Origin of the sequence: Neobacillus terrisolis (assembly GCF_051233475.1) — a bacterium.
Taxonomy (GTDB): Bacteria; Bacillota; Bacilli; order Bacillales; family Cytobacillaceae; genus Bacillus_BU.
Window position 1 is genome coordinate 148,622 of the sequence record NZ_JBKFGH010000020.1, and the last position, 23,760, is coordinate 172,381.

Below are 23,760 nucleotides of genomic sequence, written 5' to 3' on the forward strand. Positions count from 1 at the left end.
AAAAGGGGAACGTATAAATGGGAAAAAGTTTAACCGGAAAAACGGTCGCCATTGCCGGAAGCAGGAAATTAGAAGAAATCTCAAGCCTAATTGAAAAGCAAGGCGGAACGGCTGTTATTCGACCGTTACAAGGAACAGTATTTTTAGCAGAAAAGGAAGTGGAGCCTGATTTACGCCGCTTCGTTGAGGAAGGTGCAGACTGGGTCATTTTAACAACCGGGATTGGCACCGATAGTCTTGTTGACCTTGCAGGCAAGCTTGGAATTCAGGAGGAATTCTTGAATCGATTAAAGGAAGCGAAAATTGGTGCACGGGGTTATAAAACTTTAGGGGTACTAAAAAAATTAGCGTTAACACCTGATGCGGTAGATGATGATGGGACAAATAGAGGGCTTGTCCGTTCCTTGCAAAAATACGATTTTTCTGGAAAGAGAGTATTGGTCCAACTACATGGGGAAGCTGCTCCTGCATTGATTCGTTTCCTTGAAGAAAGCGGTGCAACTGTCCAACAAATTTTACCATACCGGCATACCCCTCCCAAAACAGAAACCATAGAGCAATTATGTCAAGAATTGCTCCAGCATAAAGTACAGGCTGTCTGTTTTACGACTGTTGTACAAGTTCGGTTTTTGTTTGAATATGCAAAGGAAAAAGGATTTATAGACGAAATCATTAATATTTTTAATCATCATGCCCTTGCGGTTGCGGTTGGAAAAATAACCGCGGAAGGTATTCGTGAAGAAGGGATTGAACGATTGGTTGCGCCCGAATTTGAACGAATGGGTGCAATGATTATCGAACTAGCTCGCTATTATGATGAGGAAGCAAAGTCTCTTTAAAGATGAATAATCACGACGAGTCGATATACTGGCTCGTCGTATTTTTCTATGAGGCAATCAAAGGCAACTTAAGATTGGAAGGCAGATCTAAACATAATTACCATTCTTTTATTAATTCAAAAAAATTTCGATATTTAGAAACGGAAAATCATTGAAATCAACTATGATAATAGTAAGAGATATCCACTTTTTAGCAGAAAGCCCATTAATGTAAAGCTCACGCTTCCAATACATCTAGCTAAACATAAGAGCTTATGTTGGGCAGGTGTTTTTTTATTTGTTAATTATATGAGGAGGGTTTCGAATGAATAATTTAATTGTTTATTGTTCTTCGCACGGAACTACCGCCAAAGCCGCACAAATATTGGCTGACCGCTTAGATGGAAAGGTGGAATTGGTCGATTTAAATAAGTTTAAAGATCCTGATTTAACAGCTTATGATTCAGTCATTATCGGAGGATCGATCCATGCTGGAAACATTCAGCGTAAGGTAAAGCAATTCATCAATAAAAACCACGACATTTTATTAACGAAAAAAATAGGCTTTTTCCTTTGCTGCTATCGTGAAGGGGATGAGGCCAAAATGCAATTTGAACAAGCATTTCCTCAAGACCTAAGAGCGATTGCCAAATCTGAAGGTTTATTTGGCGGAGAGTTTATCTTTGCCAATATGAATGTCATCGAACGGATTATTATTAAAAAAGTTGCTGGAGTCGCAGGCGATCATTCCACATTTAATGTTGACTCAATTAAGAAATTCGCTCAACAATTTAACGAGGCATCATAATCGCTATTATTATAAGCTATGATAAAGCGGAGTGTTGATTCTATACACAATGTTGATTGGAGTGGAAGGTACGAGACTCCTGCGGGAGTAGCTTGCATGGGAGACCCCGCAGGCGCAGATGCGCCGAGGAGGCTCTCAGCTAGCCCCGCGGAAAGCGAGTACCTGCAACGGAAATCAACATTTAAGTTCAACAGATCATATTATAAAAAGAAACGGGGATTGGTTGAAATGAAATTTAAGAAACCGATCAGTATCTTGGTTTTGTGTATCATCGTTTTATCCTTGTTTGCTTCTGCTTATGGGTTATTTTCGAATCAAGGACCAGGTGAACATACCTTTACTTCACTTGAAGGTCTCACCGTTGCCATTTATGGAAAGGGCTTGTATCAAAATGATAGTGTAGCGATGGCCATTCAAGCAAGAGCACAGGATGCCGTAACCCTATTCCTGGGCATTCCGCTCCTTTCAATATCATTATACTTATCTCGAAAAAAATCCTTAAAAGGCAGATTGCTATTAACCGGGACATTGGGCTATTTTTTATATACGTATGTAACATATAGCTTCATTGCCATGTATAATTCCTTCTTTTTGATCTTTGTTGCGTTAATGTCATTAAGCTTTTTTGCCTTTGTTTTAGCGGTCATGTCATTTGATGTAGAAGCTTTGGCAGAGTCGTTTAGTATAAGGCTGCCAGTAATTTTTATTGGGTCTGTCCTCTTATTTTTAAGTGCAGCTGTAGGGCTGCTATGGTTCGGAAAAATTGTGCCGCCGCTTGTGAAAGGAAACCCACCGCTTGGCCTGGAACATTATTCGACTATGGTCATTCAAGGAATCGATCTTGGAATTGTTATTCCCGCTTCCGTTCTCGCAGCATTGCTGTTAATAAAAAGAAAACCGTTTGGATTTTTATTGTCATCGATCTTGATGGTAAAAATGATTACCTTGTTAAGTGCGTTGACAGCAATGATTATTGGTCAAGCTTTGTCGGGTATTCATATGAGTGCCGGGGAAATGATTATTTTCCCATTGTTTAATGTCATTTCAATCTTCTGTCTATACTTGATTTTGAAAAATCTTCGAGAGTCAAAATCTTATCGTGATCACCTTCCGATTGCAGGCTAGACGAAGTCATTCTCATATTAATTGATGAAAACCAATACCCATTCCTTAAGTCAGGTTAGGGTATTGGTTTTTTGAGTCTTGAGCCAATAGTTTCATTTCATCCATTTTTAAATTTATTACGATAATGAGTTAGTGCTAATAATGGGAAAATCATGTCGTAGCTATGATAATGTATATAAAAACCCCCGGCCATCCCTTGACCTTTCGGGTAGGCGGTGGTCCAATCCTTTTCATCAAGAGAATTAATTATATAGTTAATCCCGGACTGGATTGCCGGTGTCATTCGCGGAGCTGCGGAAATCAGCCCATCCAATGCCCACGAAGTATGGGTGAGTGTACTTTTCCCCAGTGGGACAAACTTTTTCTCGATATCACTTCGGCACGATTCCCCCCAGCCCCCATCTGGATTTTGAATCTCCTCGAGCCACTTTACCGCTCTTTGAATCGATTTCTTGTTTGGCGACACTCCAACCGCAATAAGTCCGGTAAGTGCTGCCCAAGTTCCATATATATAACAGATACCCCAGCGGCCGTACCATGAACCATCCTTTTCCTGCTGTTGCAGTAAGGCTGCGATTCCACGTTGGATAGCGGGGTGATGGTTGGAGACCTTTGTATAGGCTCCGAAAAATTCAAGAGTTCTTCCGGTTAAATCTGCTGTCGAAGGGTCGGTAACTAAAAATTCCCCTTTTTCGATTGGTAAAAAGTGGAGCCACTTTTGATTTACTCCTCTTTCAAAGGAGGGCCAGCCGCCATCATCGTTTTGCATGGAAACAATCCAGCCAATCCCTCTTTCCCAAGCAAGACGGGTCCGAGCATCATGTTTAACACTTCTTGCTAATGCTCGTAAAGCTGCCGTTGTATCATCTACATCAGGATGGATTGTATTGATATCAGAAAAGCCCCATCCCCCTGGCAATCCTCTTGAATTGTGAACTCTCCAATCTCCAAATTTGGTGTGCTGCCGGGAAAGCAAGTATTCATTTGCTTTTTTTACGGCTGGATCAGCTGGGGAAAGCCCTGCCTCCTGTAAGGCGGTGCTTATCAATGCCGTATTCCAAACCGTTGCGGTAGTGTATTGCATATGCGTTTTCTTGTCGATCTTTGTAGTCATTCCTTTTAATCCGTCTATCGCTTTCTCGATGATCGGATCCTCTTTAGAATGTCCGAGTGATAGGAGTGCAAATATCATCAGAAACGTCGAGCTAAAATAACTATAGAAAGTTCCATCTGGTTCAATTCTTTCAAGCATATATTGTTTTGCCTTCGAGGTAGCCATCGCGTGGATTCGTTTTGGCAGACCGATGATACTTTCCAATCCTTGCTGAATGAACGTGGTCAAGGAACGCCACTCCTCTGACCGGAACCCCCAAAAATCATCCTCCCGATCATTTTCTGCTCTTTTCAAAAATAAATCAGACAGATCGGGGCTGCGTGCTGTCCGGAGTTTAAATTTTTTATCCGCCAAAATCATAATGGGGCACAGATTCGCTCTGCCATAGACCGAAAAACTGAAGAAATTGATAGGGAACGAAGTTGGAATCAGCAAAATTCCGATCGGAATCGGAAATGAATGAGGCCAGCGATATTGATCGGTAAGTGCAAGCATAATTTTAAAAAGAATATGAGTCTGCTGTAATCCCCCATTAGAAAGAATGAATTTTTTTGCTGCCAACATTCTTGGATGATGGTTACTAATGTAGCCAGAATATAGCAAGGCGTAATAAGCTTCGGCTGTTGTTGTAATATTTCCAGCTCCCTCGTCATAATAAAGCTTCCAAGCACCATTATTAGATTGCCTGCTTAAGATTCTTTCTGCTAGTTTCTTGATTAATTCTTCTTCATTTATTTCTAAAGTTCTTAATAAAATGATCATATAGGCATCAGTTGAGATTCCGGTTTCAAACGGAAAGGTCCAGGAGCCATTGGGAGATTGATCATTTCGAATCATATCTGTCATTCTATGAATCTCCTTGTCTACATTGATCCTTTTCAATATTCATATCTCTCCCAACTATAAGGTTTTACTCAATAGATATTCGTAAGGAAGTTTGAGAATAACTTGAAGGGGGGATACAGGATTATTTTTCTGAAAAAAAAGCAAAATACACCCGTTTTCCCCTCTGTATTATTGGACATCAAAGAGGAATTAATGAAAAAAAGCAAAGCGGACAATACCTTATCAATAACTGCACTCTCCAAAGAAGAAATAAAGCTTATTGAACGGATTAATAAGCAAACCGAGGTACTGAATCGAAATAATCTAACGAGGACAAGGGCTTACCTTGATTTTTATCGGTCTCATCCCGAAATTCATTGGGCATTTCTTGGCCATATGGTTTCAAGAAATGGAGGATGGAATATGACGGATTTAAAAGGGGAATTTCTGTCCCTCTTGCTAACGGGAAAGGAGCAGGCCTCATTTTTCTCATTTTTAGAACGGGGAAATTGGCTGATCTTTCAGGATGCCTATCCACAATTTTTACTTTATGAGGAAAGTGTAAAAAGAGGAAAGTCCTTGTTTCACCTGCTCAGTCAATTTCAAGTTTCCACCTTTATGGAGACAATTTGGAATCATTTTTTAGTTCATCAAAACCGTTATATCTTAACAATGTCTCTCGTTATAAATGAACAAAGTTATCTTGAGAAAAGAGTAGTCCAAAACTCAATATATAAAAACAAGGTTCTTGATACGCTTGAATTTAAATTGCAGGATCTTTTTTCCTTCACCCATATCCTTTTTCCATTTAAAAAAGGTGAAAAAATCAAAATGGTTGGCCAGCCGTTAAGGCAATTTGAAAGTTTAAATGAACGCATTCTATTAGGTAAACGGCTCTATGCACTATTGTTTCAAAATAAAAATAGATTGGCAGGGTCGCTCAAATGGGCAGTCTCACAGCCTCATACTGGGTCACGCCAAGATTATTGGCCCCATTTATTTCACCAGGTGAAGGAAGGCGTTCCGGGAAAGGGATATAAACTTCGGATCCACTCATGCGAAATTAAGCGCGGAACGCCAAGATTGTTTAGTCCACAGTTACCTTACGCTTGGAAGGATGTCAATCAGGCAGCGGCGGAACCGGGTGACTGGTTTCATGATTGGAGAATTATCGACTATTTAATCGAACAAGAAGAAAACATCGATGGGGAGATTGAACATGAATATTGTCAAGCACTCGAAAGATTGGAGCTCGCGGTCATGGCAAAGAAGGCTTTTTCTATTAGGGAATGATCGTTTAATGGAATTCCTGCCAACGATTTTTTTAGGTATGTTGCTTGGGACTTATTTAGACCTTTATTTTGTTGGGAAAAAGATGTATTCCTTCCCATGGAGGCCTTTGTCTGACATCTTTTCCATCAACATACTGTTCACCCTGGTTGTCCTTCCGATTCTGATCGGGTTCTTTTTATCGTTTGTAAAAAAAATGCGATGGTGGGCAAGAGTAAGAGTCATTTTCTTTATAAGTTTACTTGCAGCAGTTTGTGAAAAGTCCGCAGAGGAATTGGGAATATTTATTCATTCAAGCAACTGGAAGCATTACTATTCGTTTATTGGGTATTTTGTATATTTGATGTTCCTGCTTTTGTTTTATTTAACAACGAAAAGGGATAGAAGAGGCTGACTCTTTGTAGGAGTCAGCCTCTTTTCCAATATTAGCTATTTTGTTTACTAACAAATTCCTGAATCATTTGTACCGTTACATATTTTCGATCAGGAAGGTTGGCAATACGTTTCGATAATTGATTCATCTTATCGGTTACTTCATTAATTTTATCTGTTGTAAAGGCCTTTCCTTCTTTACATAAAGTACAGGCTTCTTCAATAAACGATTCCCGTTGTTGATCTAACATGGCAAATTCCCTAATCATTTGATTAAGTTCATTCACATGTTTTGTTAGGGCTATATGGACACTCATTAGAAAACACTCCCATTGTTCGATTCATTTTCTGTCTATCATACCATACTTTCTTTTTATGATTAATAAGTGGGTACAATCCTTTTCGGAAAAATTGTCACAAATTGTTTGAAATTATTATTCCAACAAAATGTATTATACTATATATTATTTGTATAACACATTTTAATAAAATGACTTAAATATGATGCACAATTATTTTTTAAGGCAGGAGGGTGGTGGCTCCCATTAAACTTTCAAAACGGCAAGAAGAGATTCTGCAAATCGTTAAAGACGAAGGACCGATACCTGGTCAACAAATTGCCCAGAAGCTTTCACTAACAAGAGCTACATTAAGACCAGATCTGGCTATTTTAACGATGGTCGGAAATTTAGAAGCTCGCCCACGGGTTGGATATTATTATAAAGGGCCTGAATTAGATCAGCTTGAAGACTGGTTTTCCAGTCATTTTGTAAGTCAATATAAAGCGCATCCAATTGTCATAAAAAAATCGGTTTCCGTTTACGACGCCATTGTTCATATTTTTTTAAAGGATGTAGGAACGCTTTATGCTGTAGATCAATATGGGCATCTTGCCGGTGTCATCTCGAGGAAGGACCTATTACGGGCAGCAATTGGAAATAAAAATCTCCAAGAATTGCCGGTAAACGTCATTATGACGAGAATGCCAAATATTATCACAATAAAGCCGGATGCAACTCTGATTGAAGCGGCGAAAAAAATGATCGACTACCATATTGATTCGTTGCCGGTTGTAGAAGATGTTGACCCTAAAAGCCATCTTTTTAAAGTGGTTGGCCGGATAACGAAAACGACTATTGCTAAAGCTTTTTTAGAAATGGGCGGTCAATAAAATAGAATATAGAAAGGTAGAGCATTTTGGACGAAAAAGAAAAAGTGTATGTAATCTCTGATTCAGTCGGAGAAACTGCCGAGTTGGTTGTGAAAGCGGTTGCGACACAATTTAATGGTGGTTATGTAGAAATCAAAAGACATCCTTACGTGGAGGATTTTGATGATATTGAAGACATCTTAAGTGTGGCTAGTAAGAGCAACTCGATCATTGCTTATACGATCGTCATTCCGACATTAAAAGAGTATATCGATCGCCGTTCAACGGAAGAGGGAGTGATCGCAGTTGATCTGCTGAATCCACTTCTTAACGCCTTTGCTCTGAAGTTTAATAAAATACCAAATCATCAGCCAAAATTAATGAGGCAATTAGACGATGACTACTTCCGAAAAATTGAAGCGATTGAATTTGCGGTTAAATATGATGATGGGCGGGATCCACGTGGAATTCTCCGTGCCGACATCGTTCTAGTTGGGGTTTCGCGGACATCCAAAACGCCGCTTTCCATGTATTTAGCTCATAAACGCTATAAGGTTGCCAATGTGCCATTAGTTCCCGAAGTAGCACCACCAGAGGAGCTGTTTAACATTCCGAGAAATAAGGCAGTCGGTCTAATTATTTCACCAGACCAGTTAAATGCCATTCGTACCGAGCGGCTAAAAAACCTTGGTTTGACGACTAGGGCTAATTATGCAAGCTATGAGCGCATCCTTGAAGAATTGGAATATGCAGAAAAGATAATGAAACGGATTGGCTGTCCAGTCATCAATGTATCGAACAAAGCAGTAGAAGAAACAGCAGATTACATTTTAGACGTTCTAAAAAGAGAGAGGAGTTCGTAAAATGAAAAAATTCGTTTATCTGTTTAATGAAGGAAATAGTGAGATGAAAGATCTTTTAGGGGGTAAAGGGGCGAATCTCGCCGAAATGACGAGAATTGGGCTTCCAGTTCCTTTTGGATTTACCATCTCCACAGAGGCTTGTAATGCATACTACGATGCGGGGAAAAAGATTTCGATTGATGTCGAAAAGCAAATTTTAGATGCATTAGCAAGTCTGGAAGAAAAAACAGGCAAACGTCTTGGGGATCCAACGAATCCTCTCTTAGTATCAGTTCGTTCCGGTGCAGTATTCTCGATGCCGGGAATGATGGATACCGTTTTGAACTTAGGCTTGAACGATGAAACCGTTGAGGGCTTAGCAACATTAACGAATAACCCACGCTTCGCGTATGATTCTTATCGCCGTTTTATTCAGATGTTCTCGGATGTTGTTCTTGAAGTAGATGTGTTTTTCTTTGAACAATTATTGGAAGAATATCGTGAAGAAAAAGGTTATACCTCAGACCCGGAATTAACGGCAGAGGATTGGAAAGTTGTCATCGAGGGTTACAAAGAAATTGTAAAGAAGCGGACAAAAGCGAACTTCCCGCAAGATCCAAAAGAACAACTATTCTTATCTATTAATTCAGTGTTTGATTCTTGGAATAATCAACGCGCAATTGTCTATCGTCGTCTTCATAAAATCCCTGGACATTTAGGTACAGCGGTAAATATTCAAAGCATGGTATTTGGTAACATGGGTAACGATTGCGGGACTGGAGTTGCCTTTACGAGAAATCCATCTACTGGCGAGTATGCTCTTTATGGTGAATACTTAATCAATGCTCAAGGTGAAGACGTTGTAGCCGGTATTCGTACGCCGCTGCCAATTCACACTCTACAGGGTGAAATGCCTGGAGTTTATCAGCAATTTGCTGACACATGCCGTCAACTTGAAATGCATTATAAGGATATGCAGGATATTGAATTTACTGTTGAAAAAGGGAATCTTTTCATCCTTCAAACCCGTACTGGAAAAAGAACAGCTCAAGCAGCGATTCGAATTGCTGTAGAAATGGAACAAGAAGGAATTATTGATAAAAAGACTGCGCTTCTTCGCGTCGATCCAGACCAATTAAACCAATTGCTGCACCGTCGTATTGACGATTCATATGACCGCAAGCAGCTTGCCAAGGGTCTTCCAGCTTCGCCTGGCGCCGCAACCGGCAGTGTTGTGTTTGATGCAGATGAAGCAGAAGTATTAGCGAACGAAGGTAAGAAAGTAATTCTTGTCCGTCCAGAAACGACTCCTGATGATATTCATGGAATTGTTGCCGCACAGGCTGTTGTAACAAGCCGAGGCGGAATGACGAGTCATGCTGCCGTTGTAGCACGCGGTATGGGGAAAGCATGTATTTGCGGTTGTGAAGCAATGAAAATTGATTTGCGTGCAAAGCAGTTTGTTGTTGGTGAAACCGTTGTCAATCATGGCGACATTATTACCATTGATGGTGGAACAGGTGAAATCATGTTAGGAGAAATCCCAATGATTGACCCTCAGCTTTCCGATGAGTTCTTACTATTATTAGAGTGGGCGGATCAAGAACGGAAGCTTGGCGTACGCGCGAATGCAGATAACCCGGAGGATGCTAAAAAGGCGTATGACTTTGGTGCAGGCGGTATCGGATTATGCCGCACTGAGCATATGTTTATGGATATTAAACGAATTCCGATTGTCCAAAAGATGATCCTTTCCACTACTTTTGAAGAGCGGAAGGAAGCATTAGATCAGCTTTTACCGATGCAACAGGGTGATTTTGAAGGGATTTTCAAAGCGATGGAAGGACTTCCTGTTACGATTCGTTTATTGGATCCACCGCTTCACGAGTTCTTACCTGACAAGGAAGAGTTACTTGTTGATGTGACAAGACTTCAAATTACCGATCCGGATTCTGAGGAATTAAAGCAAAAGGAAATTCTTTTGAAAAAGGTACGTCAGCTTGATGAATTCAACCCAATGCTCGGACTTCGCGGCTGTCGTCTTGGCTTAATCCATCCGGAAATTTATGAGATGCAGGCGAAAGCCATTTTCTACGCTATCGCTAAGCTTGCTGACAAGGGAATCGTTGTGAAACCGGAAATTATGATTCCACTTGTCGGACATGTAAACGAATTGAAGGAAATGCGCCAGCTTGTCATAGATGCTGGAGTGGTCGTTCAAGAAGAAACTGGAGTAGAGCTGGAGTATTTAATCGGAACGATGATTGAAATTCCACGTGCCGCTCTTACAGCAGACCAAATTGCAGAAGAAGCAGATTTCTTCTCCTTCGGTACAAATGATTTAACCCAAACAACTTTTGGCTTTAGCCGTGACGATGCGGAAGGTAAATTCCTGCAAGCATATATCGAAAATAAAGTTCTTCCAGAAAACCCATTTGCGGTTCTTGACCAAGAAGGGGTGGGCCAATTAGTAGAAACAGGTGTAAGACTTGGCCGTCAAACAAAGCCACAGCTAAAAACAGGAATTTGTGGTGAGCATGGCGGGGAAAAATCATCTATCGAATTCTGCTATAACGCTGGATTGGATTATGTGAGCTGTTCACCATACCGTGTACCGCTTGCGCGACTTGCTGCTGCCCAAGCAACAATCCGCAAGGAACAAGTTGTCGACGTAAAACAATTGCAATCCCAAGCTTAATGGTATTGTATCAAGGAGCTGTCTTCCTAATCGGAGGCAGCTTCTTTTTATGCATGGAGACAAATATTTTAAAGCGTTTTTTTATCGATCAACTAAGGCTGTGCTTTTGCCCGGTTTTTCTTAATGTTATATGAACAAAAATATTCATGGTTGTGTTAATGGTTAACACTGCAGAATGTCCTTTACGCCCATGTTCGCTTATACTAACTCATGAGCCGTATGTTACTAAGGTTCTTTTTAATAAAGCTAAGCATAAACATTATGAGAGATAATAACAGAAGGTGTGTTAAGGATGCATGAGATGTCATTGATGTTGGAGATTATTAAAATTGTTTCCGAGGATGCTAGATTACATGGTTTTCGCAAAGTAAATAAAATTGATGTGATTGTTGGTGATTTATCGAATGTACTGCCTGATGCTCTGGAGTTGGCATTTTTCCATTTTCGAAAACAAGGATTAGGCATTCTTGATGAAAATACGGAATTAGAGATTATTTGTGAAGCAGCGAAAGCAAAATGCCAAACGTGTTTGTTTGAATCTATCCCCGATTATAGATTGGCTCTATGTCCAAAGTGCGGGCTGCCAAATTGTTTAATCATTTCTGGTGAAACCTTTAGGGTTGAATCCTATGAAGGGTGTGATGAAATATGAAAATTAAGCTGCAAGAAGAGGTGTTAAAAGACCAGAACTTGGCTGCAGCATTCAATAGAGAAGCATTTAAAAAGAATCATACTCTTGTCATTAACATAATGAGTTCTCCAGGAGCAGGTAAAACGAGTTTACTGGAAGAAACGATTAAAGCCTTAAGGAATGAGTTTCGTATCGCTGTGATTGAAGGTGATTTAGCAACGGATCTCGATGCAGAAAGATTGCGTTCACTGGGAGTCGAAAGTGTACAAATTAATACGGTAGGCGGATGTCACCTTGATGCAAGGATGATTGCGAAAACATTGCCAGAATTTGAACTAGACTCTATTGATTTTCTCTTTATTGAAAACATCGGGAACCTGGTTTGCCCATCTGGTTATGATTTGGGACAAGAGTATAAAGTGGTCGTTTTAAGTGTCCCTGAAGGAAATGATAAAATTCCGAAATATCCTGTCATGTTTAGACGTACAGATGTAACTATCATTAATAAAATCGACCTCCTTCCTTATGTATCTTTTAATTTAGAAGAAGCGATCAGAAACTTAAACGAAATTAACCCGCAAGCGCAATTGAAAGCATTATCCGCAAAAACGGGTGAAGGGCTGGAAGAATGGATCAATTGGTTAAAGGATGCTTACCATCAATGTACAAAGCGATAAAAGTCATCGTAAATGGAAGGGTACAGGGAGTTGGGTTTCGGCCATTTATCTACTCTCTTTCAAAAAGATATCACCTCAATGGAACCGTCCAAAATAATCTTGATGGGGTCATTATTTTGGCTGAAGGAGAGGAAAATCAATTAGAGAAAATGGTGGACGACATCAAAAGGAATCATCCTAAATTGGCCAAGATTAATGAGCTCAATATCCAGCACATTCCACTCAGCCATTATAAAGAATTTACGATTATTCCCAGTCGGGAAAACGGAAAATCTATTCCCTGGATCCCTAGTGATGCGGCGATTTGCAATTATTGCTTGGAAGAAATGAACGACCTCCATAATCGACGATTTCGATATCCATTCATTAATTGCACTCAATGCGGGCCGCGCTATACGATTATCAATCGTCTTCCATATGATCGTTCCAATACGACCATGAAGGAATTTGCTATGTGCCATGATTGCCTAGAGGAGTATGAAGATCCATGCAATCGGCGGCACCATGCGCAGCCTGTTTGTTGTTCAGATTGTGGACCAACGCTTACGCTTTATAACCAAGCTGGGAAATCTTTGGGTGAAAATCAATCAGCCATCACGCAAGCGATTGATTTGATTAAACAAGGAAAGATTGTGGCCATTAAAGGAATAGGCGGCTTTCATTTAGCTTGTGATGCCTATCAACAGAAGGCTGTTGAACAATTAAGACATCGAAAAAAACGACCGCAGAAACCGTTGGCTATTATGGTCAAGTCTTTAGCAGCTGCAAGAAATCTTTGTTTTATTTCCAGCCAGGAAGAACACCTCTTAACGAGCTCCGAAATGCCGATTGTTATTTTACAAAGAAAAAGAAAGGGCGTATTGCCGCCAAATATTTCTCCAGGTTTATCGACTATTGGAGTGATGCTTCCTTATACTCCCTTACATCATCTTATATTTGAAAATCATAAGTTGGAATGCATCGTCATGACGAGTGCGAATCCTTCCGGTCTGCCCATTTTATACCGTGACGATCATGTAAAGGATTTAGAAAACATTTGTGATTACATCTTAACCCATAACCGTAAAATCGACTTCCCCATTGATGATTCGGTTGTTCAATATGATGGAGAAAAAACGATATTTGTTCGCCGTGCGAGAGGATTTGTTCCAGGGCCGCTCAAGACAACCTCCACTGTGGATCATATTATTGCATTGGGAGGAAACCAAAAGAATACATTCTCCGTTGGAAAACAGAATACTATTGTCATGAGCCCTCATGTAGGTGATTTAGAAAACGAAGAAATGATTGCTTCCTTTGAAGAACAACTCCATCATTTTAAAGAATTTTTAGACGTTAAAGAAGGGAATGTGGCTGTCGACAAGCACCCACTTTATGCATCCACTTCGATTGCCAAAAAACTCAGTCGTAAAATCATATCGGTTCAGCACCACCATGCACACCATGTATCTTGTATGGAAGATAACGGTCTGAACGAACCTTGTTTAGGAATTATATTGGATGGTACGGGATACGGCGAAGACGGAAATATTTGGGGGTTTGAATTTCTATATGGAGATGCGAAATCTTTTGAACGACTGGCTCATCTGAAATACACTCCTCTTCCAGGTGGAGAAAAAGCCGTGAAAGAACCGTGGAGAAATGCAGTTGGGATGCTGCTTTATTACTGGCCGCAAGAGGGAAAAGAGTTATGTATGAAACTTTTTCCTGAGAGATTAAAAGAAATAAACATTATGGAACAAATGATAGTCCATCAGGTCAATACGCCTATGGCCGGAACGTGCGGCCGCTTATTTGATGCCGTTAGTGCCATTCTCGGTATTTGTTCGATTTCGACGTATGAAGGCGAGGCAACGATCAAATTATCGGATTATATGAATAGAGCCGAACTTGAAAGTACAGGGGAGAACTATTCCTATCATTTCATCACACACTCTCCAAACCAACTTCAACTTGACTTATCTCCTATGATTGTTCAAATCATTCAAGATAAATTTCAACAACAATCCATTCCTGCCATCATTCAGAAGTTTCATAGCACATTGGTGTCTTGCTGTGTACAGATGGTTTTAAAACTAGTGGAAAACAGACCTGAATTAAATAGAAGAGTTGTACTGTCAGGAGGATCCTTCCAAAATATTTTTCTTGCCAGAGAGATCCAGAAAGGTCTTCTAAAAGAAGGATTTACCGTCTTTACACATAGACATATTCCATGTCACGATGGAGGCTTGTCATTGGGACAAATCATCATTGCTGCTCATCATTTGTAAAGATGATAAAAGAAAATGAAGGTGGTGTGAATTGATTTGTGCTTAGGAGTACCGGCTAAAGTCATTGAAATAGAAGGGCATAGAGCTCTAGTAGATGTGATGGGTTCGAGGATGTATGCAGGGATCTTTTTTGTTCCAGATGTTAGGATCGACGATTATGTTTTACTCCATGCAGGGCAGGCGATGACTATAGTAGACGAGGAATATGCCAAAGAGAGTATAGAGGAATGGAGGAATGTGCTGGATGGCAAGCATTGACCTGTTTTCAGACCCGGTCTTAACTCGTGAGTCAGTAGAAGCGGTTATACATTTAGGTAAGAGATTTAAAGAAGAAAAAGGCAGAATTCCGGTATTCATGGAGGTATGTGGTTCACATACGATGGCATTAGCCAAAACAGGAATAAAAGCGAGATTGAAAGATTATGTCCAGTTGATTGCCGGGCCGGGATGTCCTGTTTGTGTCACAGATCAAAAGTCTATCGATGCGATGATTCAATTATCAGAAGAGCCTAACACCATTCTTTGTACATTTGGCGATATGATGCGTGTCCCTGGTTCTAAGTCTACCTTAATGAAAGCGAAAACAGATGGAAAGGACATCAGAGTCGTATACTCTCCATTAGATAGTGTGAAGATAGCAGAGGAAAATCCTGAAAAGGAAGTCATTTTTTTAGGAATTGGCTTTGAAACAACCATTCCCATTCTCGCTCTTGCTGTTCGCGAGGCAGCAGGAAAGGATTTAACTAATTATTCGATATGGATGACAACCAAATTGGTGGAGCCTGTTTTAAGAGCACTTCTTAGTTCAGGAGAAGTAAAGCTTGATGGGTTACTTTTGCCTGGCCATGTTTCGGTTGTTTTAGGAAAACAGAGCTACAAATATTTAGCGGATGAATTTGCTATTTCGGGTGTCATTACTGGTTTTGAACCCGTTCAATTACTCAGCGGTATCTATAAGCTACTACATCTTCAGCTGGAAAAAAAGGTTAAAATCATCAATGATTATACATATGTTGTAAAAGATGAAGGAAATGTCGTTGCTCAAAGTTTACTAGTAGAATATTTAGAAAGTGATGACGAAACATGGAGAGGGATAGGGACGATTCCTAAAAGTGGGTTGGTACTGAAAGAACTGTATGCACAATACGATGCAAAAAAGAAGTTTAACATTTTGATAGGAGAGCCAAGGGTAACCAAATGCCGCTGTGGTGAAATTGTTCGAGGTTTAATTACACCAGAAGATTGCGTGCTGTTTGGGAAAGGTTGTACATCCGCTCACCCGATTGGTCCTTGTATGGTATCAACAGAAGGAACCTGTGCGGCACATTATCAATTCATGAGGGAGGTGTAACTTGAGTGCAGCGAATTAGTCTAGCTCATGGAGAAGGCGGAGAATTAACGCACCAGCTCATACAGGATCTCTTTATTCAGTCATTTGGACATTCAGTGCAAACAAAGTTTGATTCTGCAGTTCTTGCTATTTCTGCACAAAAAATCGCTGTCACCACAGATAGCTATGTGGTAAAACCTATTTTCTTTCCAGGCGGAAATATCGGGAAACTGGCGATAACTGGAACGGTGAATGATTTAGCTGTAAGTGGTGCTATTCCTCACTTTATAACAGCTGGATTCATCATCGAAGAAGGGTTTCCAATAAAAAGTCTAAAAGAAATTGTCAACAGTATGGCAGAGGAAACAGAAAGAGCCGGGGTGAACATCATTGCCGGTGATACTAAAGTAGTCGAAAAGGGGAGTGTGGATGGCCTATTTATTAATACGACAGGAATCGGTGTGATCCATGAACAGCATGTATTGAAACCTGTAAGTGTTCAAGAAGGAGATTCCGTCATTATCAGCGGTACAATTGGGGATCACGGGGTCGCTATCCTGAGTGCTCGCCAGGAGCTTGGGTTATTCACAGATGTTAGGAGTGATTGTGCATCATTAAACCACCTGATTCATGAACTCTTGGAAGAAATCAAAGGAATTCGGATCATGCGGGACCCAACAAGGGGTGGAGTAGCCACAACACTAGTAGAACTATGTGAAGACTTTCATTTTACAATGGAAATAGATGAAGCTTCTATTCCCGCACGCAGGGATGTTCAAGGTGCATGTGATATTTTAGGTTATGATCCTCTTTATCTAGCAAATGAAGGGAAAGTAGTGATCATCGTGGATGCAAATGATCAACAAAAGGTACTTGATATCTTGAAGAATCATGAGATGGGAAGGGATGCAAGTGTCATTGGACAAATTACTACTTGTCATGTTCAATCCGGAAAGCTACTTTTAAAAACAGCTGTTGGTACAACAAGAAGACTTAATCGCCTGTCTGGTCAGCTTTTGCCTAGAATTTGTTAAATCATTTTGATATGAAAGCATAGGATAGGGGGAAACCGCCTAAAGGGGAGAACATCATGCAAAACATCGAAATGATTAGAATGCAAATAAATTATCTTGTGACACAAGCACGTCATGATATTTATACGTTATCTTCATTAAGTGACACTTCCATGAAGCCGCATATTCTTCAACGGTTATGGGATGCACTATCAACTATTCATTTTCTTAGTGAATGGCTGGCAAATCAAGCGAAGCCTGGTTATAATATTTTACCTTCACAACCATCTATTCCAGTTCCTTCAGGGGCTTTAAATCAGTCACAAATTCCTCCCATTACTCCTTCACCCACTCCACCTATATCACAGTCTAATCAACGAACGTTTACAATTGGAGAATTAGCCACATTTACTGGGAAAAATGGGAGGCCTGCTTATGTTGCAGTCAATGGAATTGTTTATGATGTGACGAACAATCGGGCTTGGGCTGCGGCTACCCACTTTGGCTTAAATGCAGGCAAAGATTATACGCAGGAATTTGCTTCTTGTCATGCTGGGCAACAATCGATCTTAGCTACACTACCCGTTGTAGGGAGGTTGGTTTAATGGAAGGACAAATTTTGCCGCCAGAGTCGTTAACAAATGAAGCTATTGCGGAAAGGTTAACAAGTACAGCACTAGAGAGCCTCAAAAAGAGAATTATCAAGAAAAAAACCCTCATTTACTTAGAATTAAATGGTTGTTCCGGTAATATCATTTCCTTGTTAAACGGACAGAATCCCGACTTTGAATACTCGTTAAATTCAATGGTTGATCTCAAGTTTTGCAATAGTTTAATGGCGGCTGAAGGAGAGCGGGCCATCGAGAAACTAATAAAGGCGATGGATGAAGAGTATATTTTAGCAGTTGAAGGAGCTGTGGCGTTAAAAAACAATGGTTTATACAATATTATCGGCAGCTGGCAAGGAAAGCCTCTTACAGGTCTTCAAGCAGCTAAGATGCTCGGGGAAAAGGCTTCACATATTTTAGCAGTGGGGGCTTGTGCCACACATGGCGGGGTGTCAGCAGCAAAACCCAATCCATCCCAATCTGTGGGGCTGCAACAGGTCCTGCCTGACAAAAACATGATTAAACTTCCCGGATGTCCTGTTCATCCAGATTGGTTTTTAGGGACATTAGCGCATCTTTTATTATATGGGGAGCCGGAAACAGACAACTTAGACCGGCCTTTAATGTTTTATAGTACGCTTATCCATGACCGTTGTCCAAGAAGACCGTTTTTTGACCGAGGGATTTTTGCTGAAAAATTAGGGGATAAAACCTGTTTGTTTAAGCTCGGATGCCGGGGCCCAGTCACGAGAGTGGATTGTCCAACAAGGCAATGGAATGGTCATGTGAATTGGCCGATAGGAGATAATACGCCATGCATTGGCTGTGCTCAGTTTGGGTTTCCAGATGCCATGGCGCCGTTCATTAGCTATGACACGACAAGGGTGGTGAAGAATGAGTAAGAGAATCGTGATTAATCCGTTGACACGAATTAGCGGTTTTATGGAAATTGATGTGATTATTGACCATAATCAAGTCATTGATGTCAAAACAAAAGGAAATTTATTTCGTGGCTTTGAGCAAATGTTAGTAGGAAGAAGTCCGTTCGATGCCGTTTATTTTACTCAGCGAATATGCGGCATTTGCTCTGCAGCCCACTCAATGGCTTCATCCCTTGCTTTAGAAGATGCTTTAAACATTGAACCAATGGAACAAGGAAAATATTTACGAGATATCATCCATTGTTGTGAGTTTTTACAAAATCATATCCGCCATTTTTATCAATATACTGTTCCTGACTATGTAAGGATGGACCAAAACACTCTTTTCCAGTCCGACCATGACGATTTTCGATTACCCAAAAACATTAATGACCGGATTTCACAGCATTATTTTGATTCCCTCAAGTTCAGTCGTCTTGCTCACGAGATGTTAGCCGTTTTAGGCGGTAAAGCTCCCCATAATCATGGGGTTTTTATTGGAGGGATCACAACACAGGCAACAGCCGAGAAAGTCGTTCATATCGATTCTATTTTAGGGGAAATTTCCAGATTTATTAACGAAAAAATGATACCAGATGTATATGACATTGCGCGCTTCTATGAGGACTATTTTCGCATAGGCGGAGGGTATGGCAACCTTTTAACCTACGGTGCTTTTAACCATTATAAGGAGTTAGGTACACTCTATGTGGATCCACTTGTATCCGCAATGGAATCTGTTGAAGCATTTGATGAAAGTAAAATTCAAGAAAATATAGATTACTCCTATTTCAAATCAATAACGCACAGCAATCAACCAAATGAACAAGTGACAGAGCCCGATATGGACAAAGAAAAAGCCTATTCATGGGTGAAGGCTCCAAGATACAAGGGCCTCCCTTTCGAGGTCGGACCGCTGGCAAGATTAATATTAAGTGGAGAGTATAACAACGGAATCTCTGCTATGGATCGAACGATTGCCAGAGCACTTGAAGCAAAGAGAATCACAGAAATTATGAAAATATTACTTAAGCAAATTATTCCCGGAATAGATGTGCAAAAAAAATATGAACTTCCAGAATCAGCATCTGGAAGGGGGTTAGTGGATACAACGAGAGGGGCACTAGGCCATTGGCTAAAAATTCGAGATAAGAAAATTTCTTTCTATCAAATCATTACTCCGTCCACATGGGATTTTTCAACCAGGGATGATAATGGTTATAGAGGTACTGCAGAAGAAGCATTAGTCGGTACGCCTATTCAGAATCCCGATAAACCTGCAGAGATTGGCAGAATTCTGCGTTCCTTTGACCCGTGTATGTCATGTGCGACTCATGTATATAGACCAGGTAGTGATGTGAAAACGATCAAGGTGTTTTAATGGAAAACATAATCGTTTTGGGTATTGGCAATCGATTAATGATGGATGATGGAATTGGAATTTATCTAATTGAGCAACTATCCAAGCTGAACCGTATATCTCATGTATCTTTTTTGATTGGAGAATCAGATATTGATTACTGCATGGATCAAATAATGAAAGCTACATTTGTCATCATTGTGGATGCAGTATTTTCAGGGAACAACCCAGGAGACCTTACCGTTTATCCACTTTCCAATTTACATGAATATCAAACCTTAAACATATCGGCGCATAACTTTCACTTGTTTCAATCATTGTACCAACAGAAAGAATCAATAAAGGGTTATCTTATAGGAGTGGAGCCACGTGAGATAAGGTTCCATATTGGATTAAGCGAAACATTAAGGGAAAAATGGACAGCGATTCTACATGATGTATCACAGACCATCGATAGGTTGATTGCAAAGAATTGAGTGTGTTATATAGATCTTCAGATTATAAATTAATTTAAGTAGAAGAACATTCCCTAAAGCATACTCATATGATGTTTTTGTATATCTGTGAAGGGAATGAAAAAAATGTACAATGTCCCTAGTATGTATCCATATCAAAATCAATATCATTATTATGTTAATGCACCATTGTATAACTATGAAAGACAGCCTGTTTATAGAAATATTCCTAATGGCACTATCCAAAGTGGTTTTAAAGATTATGGACTAGACCCATTTGTAGTTAATATCAATGAGGCTACTAAGCAAAACAAAACCTATCGTACCGCTTTATGGACAGGGGATCGTTTGCAAGTTACTTTAATGAGTCTCAATGTTGGTGAAGATATCGGTTTGGAAATGCATCCTGACGTTGATCAATTCTTACGTATTGAACAAGGACAGGGGATAGTTCAAATGGGCAAGCGTAAAGATAATTTGGACTTTGAACATAGTGTCTATGACGATTTTGCCATTATGATCCCTGCTGGAACATGGCATAATCTAACCAATACAGGTAATATTCCGCTAAAACTTTACTCGATATATGCTCCTCCTAACCATCCATTTGGTACTGTTCATGTTACCAAATCAGATGCAGTAGCTGCGGAAGAAGCCTATAATCATCGCTATGACAAAAAAAAAACTACAAAAAATTCAAATATGTTTAGAGCGAGAAATATGAATACAACTAATTCAAACACCTCTAAAACTAGCTTTTCTAAAGAGGAAGCAGCAGCAATAGCGTTACTTTTAGGCATTGATTTTACCAAGAGTAAATTTGATTTAAATGAGTTTTGGATGGGAGTAAATACAGAACTTGAACATGGAAGAAAATACAATCTGACAAATGTTACTGCGGATGAACCTATCATTACCGGAAAAATTGCATTGGCTCATCTCAACGAATTTCCTGATTATTATAAAAGGTTGAAAGTGCTTGAGGAAGAAGCAAAAGCGTATTGGAAAAAATAATACACCACACTTGTCTTTTATTTGTTTAAAGGACTTTTTCGTACTAAAGGAGCTTTAGTTTGAGAAAGATTGCAATTTATTATTTCCACCTTAATTGATTAAATAACAAAAATCATTAAGAAGGAAAGGAGCACTCAGCAATGTGTGTGTTTTTAAAAGATAAGAAAGTATAAAATTTTCATCTACCACAGTCCTTGATACTGTGGTATTTTTCGCTAAAGTAAACAAAAGTGGACACTTCGAGACAAGTGTCCACTTTTGTTTACTTTTCCTAATAAAAATCCCGGTAAAGCAACCTCAAAAACTTGGTACACAAATTGCATATAAAATAAGTAGATTGTGTTTCAACCAGCTCCCTCATCAAAATCCAAATCTACTGTAAGGAGGATTTAATGGTGAAAACGGTATTGGTAAAGAAACCACATTTTACAATGGAAACAGCCGAATGGATGTTTCGAAAAATGCTTGAAATTCGTATGTTTGAGGACAGGGTTCATGAAATTTTTTCCGAAGGCAAACTTCCGGGATTTGTCCATTTATATGCTGGGGAAGAAGCAGTGGCAGTAGGAGTTTGTGCACATTTATTTGATAGCGATATGATTACCAGCACCCACCGCGGTCATGGTCACTGCATTGCAAAAGGCTGTGATTTAAATGGCATGATGGCCGAAATTTATGGGAAAATTACCGGACTTTGTAAAGGAAAGGGAGGCTCCATGCATATTGCTGATTTAGACAAAGGGATGCTTGGGGCAAACGGGATTGTTGGCGGTGGTTTCCCGCTAGCATGTGGTGCTGCGTTAACTGCAAAATACAAAAATACGAAAGATGTCGTCGCTTGTTTCTTTGGTGATGGAGCCAACAACCAAGGTACCTTCCATGAGGGTCTTAATTTAGCGGCGATCTGGAAACTCCCTGTCATATTTGTAGCAGAAAATAACGGCTTTGCCGAAGCAACTCCAGTCACCTATGCAGCAAGCTGTAAAACAATCGCAGACAGAGCGATCTCCTACAACATCCCAGGGATAAGAGTGGATGGTAAAGATGTAGTTGCTGTGTACAACGCTGCCCGGGAAGCAATTGAAAGAGCAAGACGTGGCGAAGGTCCTACTTTAATAGAATGCGTTACTTACAGAAATTATGGTCACTTTGAAGGAGATGCCCAAAAATATAAAACCGAACAAGAACGAAAAATGCATCTAAAAGAAAATGATGCCATCCTAAGATTTAAAAAATACCTCCTAGATAACGAGTTAATGAGTGAAGAAGGAATCAGAGCATTAGAAGAACGTGTTCGAGAAGCCGTCGAAAATGCTGTTGTTTTTGCAGAAAAGAGCCCTTATCCTGAAGCCCGAGACTTATTTACAGACGTGTACGTCTCATATTAAATCGAGGAGGACCTATGATGGAAAGAAAAATTAGCTTTTCTTATGCCATTAATGAAGCGATGAAGCTTGCCATGCAAAAGGATGAAAATGTAATTCTTATGGGTGAAGATGTAGCAGGTGGTGCAACCCTTTCCCATCTAAGAGACGATGAAGCTTGGGGTGGAGTAATGGGGGTATCAAAAGGTCTTGTCCAAGAATTTGGCCGTGAACGTGTTCTTGACACTCCGATTACAGAAGCTGGATTTATTGGTGCGGCAATGGCTGCAGCAACCACAGGGTTGCGCCCAATTGCTGAGCTGATGTTTAACGATTTTATCGGAAGCTGTTTGGATCAAGTAATGAATCAGGGTGCTAAATTTCGCTATATGTTTGGTGGAAAGGCCAAGGTTCCAATCACCATCAGAACCATGCATGGTGCCGGTAATCGTGCGGCAGCGCAACACTCTCAAAGCTTATATGCCATGTTTGCGAGCATTCCAGGATTGAAGGTCGTTGTGCCTTCATGCCCTTATGATGCAAAGGGTCTTCTTCTCGCGGCAATCGAAGATGATGATCCGGTTATCTTTTTTGAGGATAAGACCTTATATAACCTAACTGGGGATGTACCAGAAACTTACTATACATTACCTTTAGGAAAAGCAGAAGTTAAGCGGGAAGGCTCCGATTTAACCATCGTTGCGATCGGAAAACAAGTTCATACTGCTCTGGCAGCTGCCGAGCTTCTTTCACAAAGAGGTATTGAGGCGGAAGTAGTTGACCCACGCAGCATTTCACCACTAGATGAAGAGGCAATTCTCTCATCTGTTGAAAAAACAAACAAACTGATTATTATCGACGAGGCAAATCCTCGTTGTAATGTGGCAACCGATATTGCAGCGCTCGTAGCCGATAAAGGATTTGATTTTTTAGATGCACCAATTAAGCGGGTGACCGCTCCGCATACACCGGTTCCATTTTCACCAGTATTGGAGGATATGTATCTTCCAAGTCCTGATGATGTCGTAAGAGCAGTTTTTGAAATGGTGGGAGAGCCAGTTCTATCATAATAAAAG

The 23,760-nt window shown here is 40.2% G+C and carries 23 protein-coding genes and 1 pseudogene; 22 read left to right on the forward strand and 2 right to left on the reverse strand.

The genetic code is table 11. From position 1 onward, the window contains the following. Positions 1-17 precede the first annotated feature (17 nt). The 3 genes from ACI48O_RS13770 (at position 18) to ACI48O_RS13780 (ending at position 2,751) form a co-directional block, all read left to right on the forward strand. Positions 18-839 (forward strand): uroporphyrinogen-III synthase, encoded by an 822-nt coding sequence (locus tag ACI48O_RS13770; protein ID WP_435562392.1) that lies wholly within the window; start codon positions 18-20, stop codon positions 837-839. A gap of 304 nt (positions 840-1,143) precedes the next feature. Then, complete coding sequence (locus ACI48O_RS13775) at positions 1,144-1,626, forward strand: flavodoxin domain-containing protein (protein WP_435562393.1); 483 nt, start codon at positions 1,144-1,146, stop codon at positions 1,624-1,626. A 228-nt stretch (positions 1,627-1,854) separates the two neighbouring features. After that, entirely contained in the window at positions 1,855-2,751 is an 897-nt protein-coding gene (locus tag ACI48O_RS13780) for a hypothetical protein (protein WP_435562394.1), read from the forward strand. Between the two features lie 97 nt (positions 2,752-2,848). Here the strand turns inward: ACI48O_RS13780 and shc are convergent, their stop codons facing one another. Then, entirely contained in the window at positions 2,849-4,747 is a 1,899-nt protein-coding gene (gene shc / locus ACI48O_RS13785; protein WP_435562395.1) for a squalene--hopene cyclase, read from the reverse strand. A gap of 156 nt (positions 4,748-4,903) precedes the next feature. On the opposite strand from shc, the gene ACI48O_RS13790 reads away from it, so the two are divergent. Together ACI48O_RS13790 and ACI48O_RS13795 are read left to right on the forward strand one after the other, a co-directional pair. Continuing rightward, positions 4,904-5,983, forward strand: a complete 1,080-nt coding sequence (locus ACI48O_RS13790) for a DUF2515 domain-containing protein (protein WP_435562396.1) — start codon at positions 4,904-4,906, stop codon at positions 5,981-5,983. A 7-nt stretch (positions 5,984-5,990) separates the two neighbouring features. Beyond that, positions 5,991-6,374, forward strand: coding sequence for a CBO0543 family protein (locus ACI48O_RS13795; protein WP_435562397.1), 384 nt, complete (start codon positions 5,991-5,993; stop codon positions 6,372-6,374). A 31-nt stretch (positions 6,375-6,405) separates the two neighbouring features. Here ACI48O_RS13795 and ACI48O_RS13800 read toward each other — a convergent pair whose 3' ends face one another. Beyond that, positions 6,406-6,669 (reverse strand): DUF2533 family protein, encoded by a 264-nt coding sequence (locus ACI48O_RS13800; protein ID WP_435562398.1) that lies wholly within the window; start codon positions 6,667-6,669, stop codon positions 6,406-6,408. Positions 6,670-6,887: 218 nt separating this feature from the next. Here ACI48O_RS13800 and ACI48O_RS13805 point away from each other — a divergent pair, with 218 nt between their 5' ends. The 17 genes and pseudogenes from ACI48O_RS13805 to ACI48O_RS13885 all read left to right on the forward strand — a co-directional run bounded on the left by ACI48O_RS13805 (position 6,888) and on the right by ACI48O_RS13885 (position 23,754). Continuing rightward, positions 6,888-7,523 (forward strand): helix-turn-helix transcriptional regulator, encoded by a 636-nt coding sequence (locus ACI48O_RS13805; RefSeq protein ID WP_435562399.1) that lies wholly within the window; start codon positions 6,888-6,890, stop codon positions 7,521-7,523. Positions 7,524-7,549: 26 nt separating this feature from the next. Continuing rightward, positions 7,550-8,365 carry a pyruvate, water dikinase regulatory protein gene (locus tag ACI48O_RS13810; protein WP_435562400.1) on the forward strand — a complete coding sequence of 272 codons (816 nt, stop codon included), beginning with the start codon at positions 7,550-7,552 and terminating at the stop codon, positions 8,363-8,365. 1 nt (position 8,366) lies between these two features. Then, on the forward strand, positions 8,367-11,042 hold the full coding sequence (gene ppdK / locus ACI48O_RS13815) for a pyruvate, phosphate dikinase (protein ID WP_435562401.1): 2,676 nt from the start codon (positions 8,367-8,369) through the stop codon (positions 11,040-11,042). A 301-nt stretch (positions 11,043-11,343) separates the two neighbouring features. Next, positions 11,344-11,694 carry a hydrogenase maturation nickel metallochaperone HypA/HybF gene (locus tag ACI48O_RS13820; protein ID WP_435562402.1) on the forward strand — a complete coding sequence of 117 codons (351 nt, stop codon included), beginning with the start codon at positions 11,344-11,346 and terminating at the stop codon, positions 11,692-11,694. After that, a complete protein-coding gene (gene hypB / locus ACI48O_RS13825) occupies positions 11,691-12,350 on the forward strand; it encodes a hydrogenase nickel incorporation protein HypB (RefSeq protein ID WP_435562403.1) in 660 nt (219 codons plus the stop codon). Before ACI48O_RS13820 ends, hypB begins: the two co-directional genes overlap by 4 nt. Next, on the forward strand, positions 12,302-14,620 hold the full coding sequence (hypF, locus tag ACI48O_RS13830) for a carbamoyltransferase HypF (RefSeq protein WP_435562404.1): 2,319 nt from the start codon (positions 12,302-12,304) through the stop codon (positions 14,618-14,620). The genes hypB and hypF overlap by 49 nt, the downstream gene beginning before the upstream one ends. 36 nt (positions 14,621-14,656) lie before the next feature. Beyond that, positions 14,657-14,878 carry a HypC/HybG/HupF family hydrogenase formation chaperone gene (locus ACI48O_RS13835; protein WP_435562405.1) on the forward strand — a complete coding sequence of 74 codons (222 nt, stop codon included), beginning with the start codon at positions 14,657-14,659 and terminating at the stop codon, positions 14,876-14,878. Then, a complete protein-coding gene (hypD, locus tag ACI48O_RS13840) occupies positions 14,865-15,971 on the forward strand; it encodes a hydrogenase formation protein HypD (RefSeq protein ID WP_435562406.1) in 1,107 nt (368 codons plus the stop codon). Before ACI48O_RS13835 ends, hypD begins: the two co-directional genes overlap by 14 nt. Positions 15,972-15,976: 5 nt before the next feature. Further along, complete coding sequence (gene hypE, locus ACI48O_RS13845) at positions 15,977-16,984, forward strand: hydrogenase expression/formation protein HypE (RefSeq protein ID WP_435562407.1); 1,008 nt, start codon at positions 15,977-15,979, stop codon at positions 16,982-16,984. A 56-nt stretch (positions 16,985-17,040) separates the two neighbouring features. After that, complete coding sequence (locus ACI48O_RS13850; RefSeq protein ID WP_435562408.1) at positions 17,041-17,568, forward strand: cytochrome b5 domain-containing protein; 528 nt, start codon at positions 17,041-17,043, stop codon at positions 17,566-17,568. Further along, entirely contained in the window at positions 17,568-18,473 is a 906-nt protein-coding gene (locus tag ACI48O_RS13855) for a hydrogenase small subunit (RefSeq protein WP_435562409.1), read from the forward strand. The genes ACI48O_RS13850 and ACI48O_RS13855 overlap by 1 nt, the downstream gene beginning before the upstream one ends. Then, positions 18,466-19,872: a nickel-dependent hydrogenase large subunit gene (locus ACI48O_RS13860; RefSeq protein WP_435562410.1), complete on the forward strand. Its 1,407-nt coding sequence runs from the start codon at positions 18,466-18,468 to the stop codon at positions 19,870-19,872. The genes ACI48O_RS13855 and ACI48O_RS13860 overlap by 8 nt, the downstream gene beginning before the upstream one ends. After that, entirely contained in the window at positions 19,872-20,327 is a 456-nt protein-coding gene (locus tag ACI48O_RS13865; RefSeq protein ID WP_435562411.1) for a hydrogenase maturation protease, read from the forward strand. The genes ACI48O_RS13860 and ACI48O_RS13865 overlap by 1 nt, the downstream gene beginning before the upstream one ends. 105 nt (positions 20,328-20,432) lie before the next feature. Continuing rightward, positions 20,433-20,972: pseudogene (locus ACI48O_RS13870) on the forward strand (cupin domain-containing protein); the annotation flags it as partial. 54 nt (positions 20,973-21,026) lie between these two features. Next, positions 21,027-21,320: a DUF5661 family protein gene (locus tag ACI48O_RS13875; RefSeq protein ID WP_435562440.1), complete on the forward strand. Its 294-nt coding sequence runs from the start codon at positions 21,027-21,029 to the stop codon at positions 21,318-21,320. Positions 21,321-21,712: 392 nt separating this feature from the next. Beyond that, positions 21,713-22,708 (forward strand): thiamine pyrophosphate-dependent dehydrogenase E1 component subunit alpha, encoded by a 996-nt coding sequence (locus tag ACI48O_RS13880; RefSeq protein ID WP_435562412.1) that lies wholly within the window; start codon positions 21,713-21,715, stop codon positions 22,706-22,708. 17 nt (positions 22,709-22,725) lie between these two features. Then, positions 22,726-23,754 (forward strand): alpha-ketoacid dehydrogenase subunit beta, encoded by a 1,029-nt coding sequence (locus ACI48O_RS13885; protein WP_435562413.1) that lies wholly within the window; start codon positions 22,726-22,728, stop codon positions 23,752-23,754. The last annotated feature ends 6 nt before the right edge of the window (positions 23,755-23,760 follow it).

Coding starts and splice junctions, on each gene's coding strand:
- ACI48O_RS13770 (WP_435562392.1), top strand. CDS start 18: ATGGGAAAAAGTTTAACCGGAAAAACGGTCGCCATTGCCGGAAGCAGG.
- ACI48O_RS13860 (WP_435562410.1), top strand. CDS start 18,466: ATGAGTAAGAGAATCGTGATTAATCCGTTGACACGAATTAGCGGTTTT.
- ACI48O_RS13850 (WP_435562408.1), top strand. CDS start 17,041: ATGCAAAACATCGAAATGATTAGAATGCAAATAAATTATCTTGTGACA.
- ACI48O_RS13820 (WP_435562402.1), top strand. CDS start 11,344: ATGTCATTGATGTTGGAGATTATTAAAATTGTTTCCGAGGATGCTAGA.
- ppdK (WP_435562401.1), top strand. CDS start 8,367: ATGAAAAAATTCGTTTATCTGTTTAATGAAGGAAATAGTGAGATGAAA.
- ACI48O_RS13875 (WP_435562440.1), top strand. CDS start 21,027: ATGAATACAACTAATTCAAACACCTCTAAAACTAGCTTTTCTAAAGAG.
- ACI48O_RS13800 (WP_435562398.1), bottom strand. CDS start 6,669: ATGAGTGTCCATATAGCCCTAACAAAACATGTGAATGAACTTAATCAA.
- hypD (WP_435562406.1), top strand. CDS start 14,865: ATGGCAAGCATTGACCTGTTTTCAGACCCGGTCTTAACTCGTGAGTCA.
- hypB (WP_435562403.1), top strand. CDS start 11,691: ATGAAAATTAAGCTGCAAGAAGAGGTGTTAAAAGACCAGAACTTGGCT.
- ACI48O_RS13790 (WP_435562396.1), top strand. CDS start 4,904: ATGAAAAAAAGCAAAGCGGACAATACCTTATCAATAACTGCACTCTCC.
- ACI48O_RS13795 (WP_435562397.1), top strand. CDS start 5,991: ATGGAATTCCTGCCAACGATTTTTTTAGGTATGTTGCTTGGGACTTAT.
- ACI48O_RS13855 (WP_435562409.1), top strand. CDS start 17,568: ATGGAAGGACAAATTTTGCCGCCAGAGTCGTTAACAAATGAAGCTATT.
- ACI48O_RS13880 (WP_435562412.1), top strand. CDS start 21,713: ATGGTGAAAACGGTATTGGTAAAGAAACCACATTTTACAATGGAAACA.
- hypF (WP_435562404.1), top strand. CDS start 12,302: ATGGATCAATTGGTTAAAGGATGCTTACCATCAATGTACAAAGCGATA.
- ACI48O_RS13775 (WP_435562393.1), top strand. CDS start 1,144: ATGAATAATTTAATTGTTTATTGTTCTTCGCACGGAACTACCGCCAAA.
- ACI48O_RS13865 (WP_435562411.1), top strand. CDS start 19,872: ATGGAAAACATAATCGTTTTGGGTATTGGCAATCGATTAATGATGGAT.
- ACI48O_RS13885 (WP_435562413.1), top strand. CDS start 22,726: ATGGAAAGAAAAATTAGCTTTTCTTATGCCATTAATGAAGCGATGAAG.
- ACI48O_RS13780 (WP_435562394.1), top strand. CDS start 1,855: ATGAAATTTAAGAAACCGATCAGTATCTTGGTTTTGTGTATCATCGTT.